Raw genomic sequence first — 12,165 nt, forward strand, 5'->3', positions numbered from 1 at the left:
ACGGGGTCGACGGGCAGAGCGGAGCCGATCAGCCCGCCGACCCCACCCGCCGCGAGCCGACTCGTCGGCGGACGCCGAGCCGCGAACGGGACCGGCCCGTCCCGGCCTCTGCCCGCTCCGGCCGGGTCGGTACCACAGCGCATCCGGAGGCCCACCGCCTCACCACGCGCACGGACCTGTCCGACACCCTGCTGGGCCCGCGGAACTACACCCCGCGGCGGATCGGACTCCTCGCCGTCGTCGCCATCATCCTGCTCGTCACCGTGTCGTTCCCGCTGCGCAATCACTACCAGTTCCTGCGCGACGAGAAGACCGTGGCGCAGGAGCGGGCCGCGCTGGAGGCGACGATCGCCGAGCTCGAGGCCGAGGAGCAGATGCTGTCGGACCCCGCGTACATCGAGCAGCAGGCCCGCATCCGCTTTGGCGCCGTGAAGCCGGGGGAGACCCCGTACCGCGTGTCCATGGTCGACCCGGTCGAGCAGGCCGTGGCCGAGCAGAAGGCCGCCGAGCTGGCGGCGCAGCCGTGGCAGACGCGCGTGTGGAACTCTATCGCCGAGCCCGCCGACCCGATCATGCCGGAGGATTCGACGGTGCTCCAGGGCACGTCCATCCCCGGTGGCCCAGACACCCCGCCGGTGCCGGTCGTGCCCGGCGTGCCCGGCGCCGACGACCCCGCCGCCCCCATCCCGGGCGGCGTCCAAGATCAATCACAGGAGGACCCCCCAGCGTGAGCGCCGAGCAGAGCGTGTCCAGCGAAGACCTCGACGCGATCCAGGCCCAGCTGGGTCGGCCGCCGCGGGGCGTACTGGAGGTGTCCTACCGCAGCCCCGACGGGCAGCCCGGGGTGGTCAAGACCGCGCCGCGGCTGGAGGACGGCACTCCGTTCCCCACGCTGTACTACCTCACCGATCCGCGGCTCACCGCCGAGGCGAGTCGGCAGGAGTCCGCGGGGATCATGAGGGGGATGACGACGAGGTTGGCCCAGGAGCCCGAGCTGGCCGCCAACTACGTGCAGGCGCACGAGCGGTTCCTCGCCAAGCGCAACGAGATCGAGGACCTGGGCACGGACTTCAGCGGCGGCGGCATGCCCGAGCGCGTCAAGTGCCTGCACGTGCTCATGGCGTACGCGCTCGCGGAGGGGCCGGGCGTGGTCTGGCTGGGCGACGAGTCCGTGGCGCTGGCCTGTGAGGCCGGGCTGCGCGGCACGGCGCTGCCGGAGGACTGGCCGACCCCCGAGGAGCTGGGCGTGCCCGACTACCTCGCGATGGAAGAGCAGTGACCACGCCTATGCGCGATGGCGCTGTCCGCGTCGGCGCCGTCGACTGCGGTACCAATTCCATCCGCCTGCTGGTCGCCGAGGGCGTCCCCGGCGAGGCCGGGCTCACCGACGTCACGCGCGATATGCGGATCATCCGGCTCGGCGAGGGCGTCGACGCGACCGGGCGGCTCTCTGATGGTGCGCTCTCCCGCTGCCGGACCGCGCTGACGGACTACACCGCCACGATGGCCGAGCTCGGTGTGCAGTCGGTGCGGATGGTCGCGACCTCCGCTACCCGCGATGCCCGCAACAAGGACGAGTTCTTCGGCATGACCGCCGAGGTGCTGGGCCAGCACTTCCCGGGCGCGCGGGCCGAGGTGATCTCCGGGCAGACCGAGGCCGAGCTGACCTTTGCCGGCGGGGTATCGGACCTGCGGGCCGAGGACGGGCCGTTCGTGGTGACCGACCTCGGCGGTGGGTCCACGGAGATCGTGGTGGGTGAGCTCGTCGGCGGAGAGGTGCGGCTGCTGGGCGCTCGCAGCCTCGATGTGGGCTGCGTGCGGATCACCGAGCGGGTGCTGCATACGGACCCGCCAACCCCGGCCGAGATCGCCGAGGCCCGGGCCATGATTGCCGAGGCGCTGGCCGAGGCCGGCGATGTCCCGGTGGGCCGTGCCGCCCGCTGGGTGGGCGTGGCCGGTACCTTCACGACGCTCGCGGCGTTGGCGCAGGGGTTGGGGGAGTACGACCCCGAGCGGATCCACGGCAGCGTCATCCCGCTGGATCGCATGCGCGAGGTCTGCGACAGGCTGGTGGCGTCCTCGGTGGCCGAGCGCCGCAGCTTGGGGCCGATGCACCCAGGTCGCGCGGACGTCATCGGCGGGGGCTCCATCGTGGTCCAGGCGCTGTGTGATGTGATGGCAGAGCGCGCGGGGTTGTCGGAGCTCACGGTGAGTGAGAAGGACATCCTGGACGGCATCGCGATGTCGGTGCTGACCCGGCTGACCACCTAAGCCTGGCCCGACAGCCCGCGCGCAACCCGGCCCCGCTGTGGCGAGGTCGACAAGCCCCCATAGCCCAATTGGCAGAGGCAGACGGCTTAAAACCGTTTCAGTGTCGGTTCGAGTCCGACTGGGGGCACTACTGGACACTCGTTCCGATGGTATCGAGTCGACGAAGCCACAGCGATATAGTGCCCTCCGCGATCGCTGAGTGAAGGGCCAAGGGATCGAAGAGAGTCGTTGACTGCAGCGTCGCAGTCAAGGCGCCAATTATCTGCCGGTCGGATGCCGATGCGACTGCGGCGGGGTCGAAAAAGAAAGGTAGGCCGTGACCGCCAAGGTCAGCGAGTGGGTTTTTGCTGACAAAGGGTGCGAATTCGCGTGCGAACTCCTCGCGGATCTCGACGGTGTCGTCGGGCAGGACCTGCTGACCTGACAGTTCTTCCATTTGGTCTAGGAACTTGGTAACAGCCGCGTAGACAGACTCGGGTTCCGGCTCGTCGACGGAGTTGTCGATCGCTGTTGATTCGTTCACCTTCTCCGCCCTGAAAGTAAAGATAAGATCCTCGGTGTCTAGTCCGAGATGTTCGAACAGTCCGCGGAGTAGGCGGGTCTTGGCGTTGGTGGGGCTTCCCGTGACCACTGAGAGGCTCTCGTCCACCTTGGTGAACTCGGGCCCGGGTAGCTCTTGTGAGGCGCCGGCTACAGCAAAGCTCGGGTTGCCCTGGGCAAAGTCGAGAACCTCAGAGCGGTCTTGCTCGAGCAGCACGCGGAGCAGTCGCCGGAGCATCTCGGCCCACGAGGTCACAGTCTCACTGACGTCGCCGAACTCGTAAGCAGTGATCGACTTGCCGCGAAACTCTGTGTCATCGCCAAGTGCCACTTTGTCGAGGATAGCGGCAGGCGGACGGAACGAGGTCTGCGGAATCGCCCAGTAGGTTCGTGCGATCTCAGTCAATCGCCGTGTGCGCTCCTCAATCTCCGGCAGGCCCCACGTATCAAGTGTCTTGAGGTAACTGTTGAGGCGGTACGGGGAGTCGTCGAAGCCCTCCTCCATGGACTTCTTTCGGGTGAAGGGGGCGTTGGAGTACGAGCTGTTGTACCCGGTCACAGTAAGGTTGCCAATCCGATGGAGCCATGTTTGATGGATCTCCTCCGCGTTCTCGCCGAGTGTGGCCCTCCAGGATTCAGTAAGTGTGTGGGGCATGATGTGCTCGACGGAGGCGGCGCCGGTCTCAAGCGCTGCGGAGATGTCTCTAACGTCCAGAGAATCGCGGTTTTCAAGGCAGTCGAAGAGGTACCGGCGGTAGCCGGAACGTAGCGCGTAAGAGTTTCTGCTGGCAAAGGCGGCCAGGAACTCGTCGTCTTGGGGGAACCTTCCCCCGCCTTCGCGCCTCGCGAGAAGGTAGGTGAGCACCCCGGCGTGCGTGTGATCCGCGGTGCGCAGTCGTCGAGCCTCGTTGTAGAGGGTCGCGAAGATCTTGTTGAGGGCATTGGCTGCGATGCTGCAGGTGATCCGGCGGTAAATATACGACTCGAGAATTTCGAGGACGTCCGCGAAGTCTCCTGCCGTGGTAGTGCCTTCGCGTACTTCCTGCAGGAGTGGGAGCAGGTAAGGGAGGACGACGTCGCCCTTGATAGCGTTGAATCGACTCAGGCGAGCGTCGACCTGCGCGAGTCCTGTGGCCGCGTCCTCGATCGCGCGAACGTGCCGCGAGTAGGTCAGCATCTGCGAGAGGATCGCCTCGACCCCAATGTCGGTGCCAGCAAGGTAGCGTTTGAAGGTGTCGTAGACCTCGTGTTGGTTGGGCGTCTTGCCGGTAAAAGTGACGAGGTACCAGCGGATAAACCAGTCGGTTCGATGGTGAACGTTCTTCTCGACCGGATTCCAAAAATCCTCGTAAAGTCGCTGCTGTTCGCGAGGCTCGAGATTCATCAGGACCAAATTTCGGATCTTGTCACCCTCGCTCAGCGCTAGGCCGGTGGAGTTGAGGCTTTCGAAGATGCGCTGCGGCTCATCGTGGGCTTCGAGGTCGAGTGCCATGACCTCGAGTCGGCAGAGGGCATCCCACACTTGGTCCCCACTCAGCGATGTGTGAGCGAGGCGATCAATGAAGTAGCGATAATTGGCGGTAAGGCTTGAAGTCTCGATGAACTCGGTCTCTGGACCGAAGAGCCGTCGGTAGGCGAGGTCGTCGTCCTTGACTGGCTTCAGCTTGACCTTGACCTCACCTGCACCATCGTCCAGGAGCAAATAATTCTTGCGGATCTTGCCAGGTAATTCGGAATCGGCAAATTCGATTGCACCAGACTCTGCGGACTTGGTGAGCGCGAGGATCAGCAAGCTCACAGTGGTGAGCCGCTGTTGACCGTCGATCACCACCCATTCGAATGACGAAACCGGATTTCCCACGACGGCGCCGAAAAAGTGCTTGGGGCGGTCCTCGCTGATCACCGCCTCGAGGTCGTCGAGCAGCCTGGCACACTGCTTTGTCGACCAGTCGTAATTTCGCTGGTAGACGGGGATGTGAAGGGTGCGGCTCTGCCCGTCGTAGAGCCGGTAGATCTCGGTCACGCTACCGCGCACTGCTGATCCTTTCGGTCACTTCTCAGTTGGTCGTGAACCTTATTGGGACACGAGCTGCATGAGTTCCGTGTAATCCGTGACCACGTTGTACACGACCTTATCGGGGGAGCGTGAGCTGAGTTCCGCGAAGTACTTGCGCGCGCATTCGATCTTTGCCTTCTCGATGCCCTTGAGCTGCAGCGAGGACAAGGAACCTTTGGTCTCGGCAACAAAGTACACGTGCTTGACTGTGCCTTCTTTAAAAGCAATCGCCCAGTCGGGGTTGTAGTCACCCACCGGCGTCGGTATCACGAATCCTCGGGGGAGCTTGGCATAGACGGCAACCTCGGCGCTCGTGTCGAGCTCCGTGACGAATCGGTGTTCAACTTGGGAATCGGTAACGACATACTCATATACGTGGTTTCTGAGCTTGTCCCCAGCGTGCGTGAAATCTTGCTTGGAGCGATTCTCCGTGAAGATCACTGAATCGAACCGGTCTTCGAGAGTGTCATAAGAGAGATGTTCGATGACCACGTCGGCCTTCTGCTCGTTGATCAACCGCGACGTCTCGGTAATGAACTGCTCTGGGTTCTGCTTGAACTTGGCGAAGGTCGCCGGAGTGACGCCGGTGAGGATTCGTGCGACCGTGCGCCTCGTAAGGCTGGCTTTCTCGGTGATCTCGCCTAAAAGGTCATACTTCACCTGAGAGCGTGCATCGGATTCAGTGTGGGTGCGGGTGGTGCCGACCTTGAATCCGGTGCCGGAGGAAAGGTCCTCCGCGCCGAGAGAATCCCGCTGCCTACCTACCTGGGTGACGTATTGCAGCGGGGCCACGGTGAGATGCGAATCGAGCTTGCGGATGCACTTGGAGATGAGCTCGTCGGAATCGAATTCGACCTGGTAGACCACCTTGTGGTTGATCGTGTTCCACAACCGTTGGAACTCCTTCCGCTCGAAGTTCTCGCGATTGAATGGGATCTCTTTAGGCTTGCGAGCGTCGATCGGAACTGGGATCTCAAGATAGAGGGAATCCACGACGGGGAACACTAGGTCGAGCACGGGCTCCAACTGGGGATGGGCGGCAGCAGCGGTGGTGCCAGCCTCGCGGTCGGCCTTGTAAGAGGCTGCGATGGTGTCGTCGTCGTTGAGGTAGTCGTTCTTGATCAAGTACTTGTAAAGCAGCGAGGCGATACCGGCCTCGATAACGCTCTCGACGCCGTCGGCACCCAGGTAGGTCTTTCCCTCGAAGAAGGCGACACTGGCCTTGCGTGGCCGCGCGGAGAGAGACTCGGCGATCTCCTTCTGGAGGCCGGCGACGAAGTCAGTGTATGACTCGTCGGTCACCACGGTGAGGATGTTGATGTCGTGGACAGTCGATGGGTGGTCCATTCGTTCTCCGTGCTGGTCGACCGCGAGGCGGAGTCCACGCCCCACTTCCTGCCGGCGGGAGACTGTGTTGTCACTCTTTTTCAGCATGCCGAGGGTGAAGACGTTGGGATTGTCCCACCCTTCCCGGAGCGCGGAGTGGGAGAAGATGAACCGCACCGGCTCGTCGAGTGACAGGAGGCGTTCCTTATCCTTGAGGATGAGGTCGTAGGCGTCGGAGTCCTTGGACTGGCCCTTCTCATCCCCGGTTTTGGCGATGGAACCCTCGACCGCGTGGCCATTCTTGTCGATCGAGAAGTAGCCCGCGTGCACGGTGTTTGGCAGATCCCGTGTGAGGTAGCCGCGGTAGGCGGCGGCCTCTTCGAAGGGCAGCTCGCCAAGAATAGCGTCAACGGCGATGCGGTACTCCTCCTCAAAGGTGCGCGCGTACTCACCGAGGGTGTCCTCGCGCGAGTAGTCACGGTACTTAGCGACCTCGTCGATAAAGAAGAGCGAGAGAACCTTGATACCGCGGGAATGAAGCTCGCGTTCTTTTTCCAGGTGGGCGGCGATTACTTCGCGGATCTGGATGCGGCGCTTGACCTCTTCGTTGGCGTCCCCCGCGAGTTGGCCTGCGGTGATGATGTCACCGTTGCTTAGCTCGATCACGTCCCGGACAGCGTCGATCTCGATCACCACGAGGTCCCGGTACGCCTCGAGTCCGTTAGAAAGGTCGTGCAGGCGGCTTCCCTTGTTCACGCGTTTGACCTTGCGCTTGATGGCCGTGGCGGTCTGCACCTCCAGCTCGATCAGCGCGGTCGGCAGGCTGCCCTTCTTGATCGTGATGGAGTCTAGGTAGAGGTACGCCGAGGACCCGGCGAGGCCTTTTACGGTGATGCCGCGGACAGCGATTTGCTTGACGAGTTTGGCGTTGTAGGCGTCGACGGCGTCGAGTCGGTGCACCTTAACGTGTTCGACTTTGTGGGTGGCGGAGTAGCGCAGCAGCATCAGCGCGTTGAAGCGTGAAAGTGACACCAGCGACTTCGCTGCGCCGATCTTCTGCGGTTCGTCGATGATCACGATGGGCCGGTTGGCGCTGATCAAGTCGATCGGACGCCGGGATCCGAAGTCGTCCAGCTCTTCGTAGATCCTACGGTTGTCCTTTCCGTGGGCATTAAATGCCTGGATGTTGATGATCATGACCTGCACGCCGTTTCCGGAGCTGAAGGCCTCGATTTCCTCGAGTTGTTTGGAGTTGTATACGAAGCACCGGGGCTTGGTGCCGTAGCGCTGCTGGAAGTGATCTGCAGTAAGGTCGAAGCTCTTCTTGACACCCTCGCGGATCGCGATTGAGGGAACCACAATGATGTACTTGCTCCAACCGTAACGTTGGTGCATTTCCATGATGGTCTTGATGTAGACGTAGGTTTTGCCGGTTCCTGTCTCCATCTCGACGTCGAGGTTCGGCGCCTTAGGGGCAGCCTTGCTATTGACGAGTGCGGGCGACTTCGGGAGGTTTCGGGCTGTCTGGACTGCGTGAATGTTGTCGAGCAGTTGCTCGCGGGAAAGGCCAATCTCGGCGTTGCGAAACCCCGCGTCTGCCCGCTCCTCGTCGTACTCCAAGGTGCCCTGGGTGGGCCGTTCGCGACCGGGGTCGATCCGGTAGCTAATCCCGCTTGACTTGGGCTGGCCGGCGAAGCAGTCCACGACGGCGTCGACGGCGTCGGTCTGATACTGCTGAATCTTGAATTGGAGCTTCACGGAGTGCTTTCGGGTCGGGGGAGTGCATGTCGCGCCTGTCCATCACGCGATCCTCGCCAGAAGTCCGGGGTCACAGTGTACGGACCTCGGTGTGCGGAGAGCGCTCACGAAGAACCTGCTCGAAGTTGATGAGCTCGGCGTCCGACGAAAGGTCCGCTCCGACCAAAACCACACGGACAGGTAGACGCGTGGCGAGCGAGTCGACGACCGCGTCGAGACTAGGCCCCCCTGCGTTCGTAGCGTTCTTTCGCAGCAGAATCAGAGAACCGGAATCCACGTCCAGAATATCGAACCCTTCAATGGTCTCGAGGACCATTGGAAGCGACAAAGGCAAACCCCAGTCCAACATGACTTGGAACAAGAGATCCTCGGAAGTGCGGTCCGGCTTGATGGAATCTTCTAGGTCGAGCAGCGCGCTCTGTTCGGTGGCATCGGGGGCGTAGAATACGTTCTGCATATTGCTCGAGCCATAACGCAAGACCCGGAACCCGACGTCGGGCGTGGTGCCGGAGGACTGCTCTCGCAGCTCCGCGCCAGCATTCCGAACGCGAGTAAGACCCATGCCGAAGATCGAATCAAACATGGGCTCGGGCAGGGGGAGGGGCTCATCAATAGACACGCTGATGAATCGGCGGTTGCCGCCATCGGCGGCGTTCTGCGCGAGCACGGCGTGGGCAGTGGTGGCGGAGCCACCGAAGAAGTCGAGAACAACGTGACCCTGGTCGGAATCGGTGGCGAGCTGGATGATTCGCTGAAGCAGGGAAACAGGTTTGACCGAGTTGAGGACGTTTTCAGTGTGCTCGAACGGTACGTACTTGAGCAGCGTCTTCTTGGCATCCTGGGTGTGGCCGACCTCCGAGTAGGGCCAGAAGGTTTGCGGAGTGCGGCCGTCGGAGACCTCGGAAAGGAAGCGCTTAGAACGTGGCATATTGTCGCCGTCGGCGCCCCACCAAATGCGATTATCGGCGTCAAGCTCATGGAACCTGGATTTGGAGACGACCCAGTACCTCCCACGCGGTGGTCCTGCGATGACACGGCCTGCGGGGGTGGTGATTGGGTAGAGACCGGCGTCGTACGCATTTCTCGCAGCGAGGTCAGACGAGGTCCACGGGCCGCGGGGATCATTATCGGGGTTGGAATACCGAGCATCCATCTCGACCGTTCGAGGCAGCTTATTTGGTCTCCATGAAACTTTGCTGCGAGCGTATACCAGCACGTAGTCATGATCCTCTGAGAACCACTGGGCCGAATTCTTTGGAGAAAAAACCTTCTGCCAGATGATCTGCGCTACGAAGTTGTCCGAGCCGAATACCTCGTCGGCGAGCGTCCGCAGGTTATCGACCTCGTGGTCGTCGATGGACATGAAGATCACGCCGTCGTCGGCGAGAAGGTTCCGGGCGAGTTTCAGGCGTGGATACATCATGCTCAGCCAGTTGGAGTGGTAGCGCCCGCTGGCGTCGGAGTTGATGCGCATGGAGTCGGCCGAGGACATCGTTCGGGTCCCGGACTCGTCGATGTCCCCGGTCTGCGAGGCGTAATCGCCCGCGGACATCGCATACGCGTCGCTGTAGATGAAGTCTCTACCGGTGTTGTAGGGCGGATCAATATAAATGAGCTTGACCTTGCCCAAGTACGACTCCTGGAGCAGCTTGAGAACTTCCAGGTTGTCACCCTCGACAAACAGGTTCTCGGTGGTGTCAAAGTCGACCGACGCATTGCGGTCGGGGCGCAGGGTCGCGGTGGTGGGGCGATTGGCCAACGCGGCGGCCGCCCGCTTGCCTGGCCAGTCCAGGCGATAGCGCTCCCGAGGACCTTCGACTACATCGTCAGCCAACTCTTGGCGGAGGAGGTCGAAATCGATCATCCGACGCAGGCGACCGTCGTCGTCTTGCGACTCGGTGACCACTGACGGAAATAAGTCGGCCACCTTCTCGACATTGTGCGAAGTTAGGTCGGCCGAACGCATACGCATTGATTTCGCCACTACATCAATCCTTCCAGTTTGGATTGCTGGGCCCTCAGCTCACGGCGGAGCTCCATCTTCCGGTTGAGCTGGATCTCCGTGCGCAATGATCGTTCAAGCCTAGCGATCTCCCTCTTGTGTCGTTCCACTGCGGTCGATCGGTTCAATGCCTCGTCGAGAGACTCGTATGCCGGAGAGTCGACCGGAAGAACTGACTTGAGGATTGAGACAAGTAACCCCTGCAGATCCAGCGCCGCAGGCAGCGGAGCACGAACGGCAGTGTCTGCTGGGGCCCACGGGATCGAATGAAGGCCTCGTCGTCGTCCTCCATCCGTTCCAGGGTCGGTGGCCGCCATCCGGACGCGGCGGCCCGTCGCCGCCCCGCTCCCCACCGGTGACTGTGCCTCGATCTCGAATACAACGGGGTGGCTGAGGGCCCTGCTGATCGCGAGGAGAACATGGTCGGAAACGTCCCCGGCCTTAGCCTCGACACGAAATACCTCGATCTCCTCCACTGAGGAGGTGGGATTCAGGTTCACCGTCGATGGGCTGAGCTTGAATGCCCAGGTGATGCGCTGCACCTCATCGACGAATCGCTGCTTGAGCGCTGTCGACACCTTGGCGTTCTCGTAGAACCTAGACTTCGGAACTACACGCCCGACCGCAGAACTCTCCGGCCAGTGGTAAAGGTGAGTGCTCACGTTGCGACATTCGGGTCGACGATGGCGAGGAAGGCGATCAGTTCGAAATCGTCCACACCGGAGACCTCCTCCGTCAGGGCCGTGGTGGGACCGCCGGAAAAGAGACTGTCGACGTCCTGTTCGGCAGAGACGTCGATTATGGAGCGGATTGCCGCGTTGAGGAGTGCGGAGTACGCGGTCATGTCCGCTCCATCGGCGGTCGCGGCGTTGAAGATCGAGGTGACCGCGGATACCGGCTCCTCGTGCAGGCGGCAGCCAGCACGGAGCATGTCGAGCAGTCTCTTTACCTCCGTGTGATCGGCGATCACGGTTCCGGAATCATCGAGATAGACCAAGTAGTAGGGGTGCAGACGATTCCCTCGGAGATTTTGCGAGTCCGCGTTGAGGTTTCTCAACGCGAAGATCACTCCCGGGTGCAGCCCCATGCCAGGCATCGCCGGCGCCACCGCGTGAAGTCCCTTGGGCGCGTGGTCGAGGTCACCGTGCTCCTTCAGATGACCGAGCAGATCCATGCGAAACTCATTGAGTCCGAGATCTGTGATCGACACCCCCGTGCGGACATCCTCGAGCTCGATCACCTCGTCTTGCAGCTTGCGTAGCTGCTCCCTCCGGAAGGCGGCGTCGCTGCCTTCGAGAGTGAGGACGTTGTCGTCCGCCGTGCCGGCGAGGTCGGCGATGACCATCCGGCTCTCGACCCGGTCCTTGAGCGAGAGATACTCGTCCAGGCTGATATCCGGCCAGAAATTGACGAGCTGGATCACCTCATTCGTCGAGCCGATGCGGTCGACTCGCCCGAAACGCTGAATGATCCGAACCGGATTCCAGTGGATGTCGTAATTGATCACGAAGTCGCAATCCTGGAGGTTCTGGCCCTCGCTGATCACGTCGGTGCCGATCAAGAGATCGATTTCCTGTGTCGCCTCCGGCATGGCCAGGTGCCGTTGTTTGGACTGCGGTGAAAACAGGGTTAGGGCCTGCTGGACGTCGAATCCCTTTCCCAGCGTGGTGCGCGCGCCCCCGATCCCGCCAGTGACCAGGCCGCTTTCGATGCCTTGTAGCGCGAGCTGGGGAGCGAGTTCGCGATAAAGGTAGGTCGCGGTGTCGGCGAATGCGGAGAAGAGCAGCACCTTGCGGTTGCCGGGGTTCAGCGGTTCGGCGATCTTCTGTGAAATGACCCTCTTCAGGGTCGCGAGTTTAAGGTCGTGTTCGGGCGTGATCTGCTGCATGACGTCGATGAGCTCGCGCAAAGTCTCGCGATCATTCCACAGATCCCGCTGCCATGAGTCGATGTCGACATCTGCCAGATCGATCCGGATCCGCTCGCCGAACTCGAGCGCGTCCGCGTCCTCGTCGTCAAGATCGAGCGTGTCCACGTCGAGCTGGCCGGTGGCGCCCGAGTGGTTGGCTAGGCGAGTGAGCGTCGCGTCGACCGACCCCTCGATCTTCCCCATGGTGAGCCGGAACGCTTCGACCGAACTCTCCAAACGCTTTAGCAGGTTGACGGTCATGAGCTTCTTAAGCCTCAATTCACCGATGAAGTAGCCGGGGCG

General features: G+C 62.0%; 8 protein-coding genes and 1 tRNA gene. 4 read left to right on the forward strand and 5 right to left on the reverse strand.

Annotation, left to right across the window (positions count from 1 at the left end; translation table 11 throughout):
- From G6024_RS13510 to G6024_RS13525, 4 genes are all read left to right on the forward strand, one after another.
- A partial coding sequence (locus G6024_RS13510) for an FtsB family cell division protein (protein WP_159148927.1) occupies window positions 1-731 on the forward strand: 731 nt, incomplete at its 5' end.
- Window positions 728-1,279, forward strand: coding sequence for a DUF501 domain-containing protein (locus G6024_RS13515; protein ID WP_159148928.1), 552 nt, complete (start codon window positions 728-730; stop codon window positions 1,277-1,279). The genes G6024_RS13510 and G6024_RS13515, both read left to right, overlap by 4 nt.
- An 8-nt stretch (window positions 1,280-1,287) precedes the next feature.
- Complete coding sequence (locus tag G6024_RS13520) at window positions 1,288-2,271, forward strand: Ppx/GppA phosphatase family protein (protein WP_159148932.1); 984 nt, start codon at window positions 1,288-1,290, stop codon at window positions 2,269-2,271.
- Between the two features lie 53 nt (window positions 2,272-2,324).
- A tRNA-Leu gene (locus G6024_RS13525) sits at window positions 2,325-2,398 on the forward strand.
- Here G6024_RS13525 and G6024_RS16765 read toward each other — a convergent pair.
- From G6024_RS16765 to G6024_RS13550, 5 genes are all read right to left on the reverse strand, one after another.
- On the reverse strand, window positions 2,399-4,834 hold the full coding sequence (locus G6024_RS16765) for a DUF262 domain-containing protein (RefSeq protein ID WP_235027909.1): 2,436 nt from the start codon (window positions 4,832-4,834) through the stop codon (window positions 2,399-2,401).
- 51 nt (window positions 4,835-4,885) lie between these two features.
- Window positions 4,886-7,951, reverse strand: coding sequence for a type III restriction-modification system endonuclease (locus tag G6024_RS13535; protein WP_159148930.1), 3,066 nt, complete (start codon window positions 7,949-7,951; stop codon window positions 4,886-4,888).
- A 70-nt stretch (window positions 7,952-8,021) separates the two neighbouring features.
- Window positions 8,022-9,935: a site-specific DNA-methyltransferase gene (locus G6024_RS13540; RefSeq protein ID WP_200841574.1), complete on the reverse strand. Its 1,914-nt coding sequence runs from the start codon at window positions 9,933-9,935 to the stop codon at window positions 8,022-8,024.
- On the reverse strand, window positions 9,935-10,615 hold the full coding sequence (locus G6024_RS13545; protein WP_159148931.1) for a DUF4391 domain-containing protein: 681 nt from the start codon (window positions 10,613-10,615) through the stop codon (window positions 9,935-9,937). Before G6024_RS13545 ends, G6024_RS13540 begins: the two co-directional genes overlap by 1 nt.
- Window positions 10,612-12,165, reverse strand: a 1,554-nt coding sequence (locus G6024_RS13550; RefSeq protein ID WP_182640389.1) for a C-terminal helicase domain-containing protein, incomplete at its 5' end; no start/stop codon positions are given. The genes G6024_RS13545 and G6024_RS13550, both read right to left, overlap by 4 nt.

The sequence above is a fragment of the Dietzia maris genome, from assembly GCF_014144855.1.
GTDB lineage: Bacteria > Actinomycetota > Actinomycetes > Mycobacteriales > Mycobacteriaceae > Dietzia > Dietzia kunjamensis.

Bases quoted from the DNA above. Each gene is read 5' to 3' on its own strand.
- G6024_RS13520 (WP_159148932.1), top strand. From the start codon at position 1,288: ATGCGCGATGGCGCTGTCCGCGTCGGCGCCGTCGACTGCGGTACCAAT.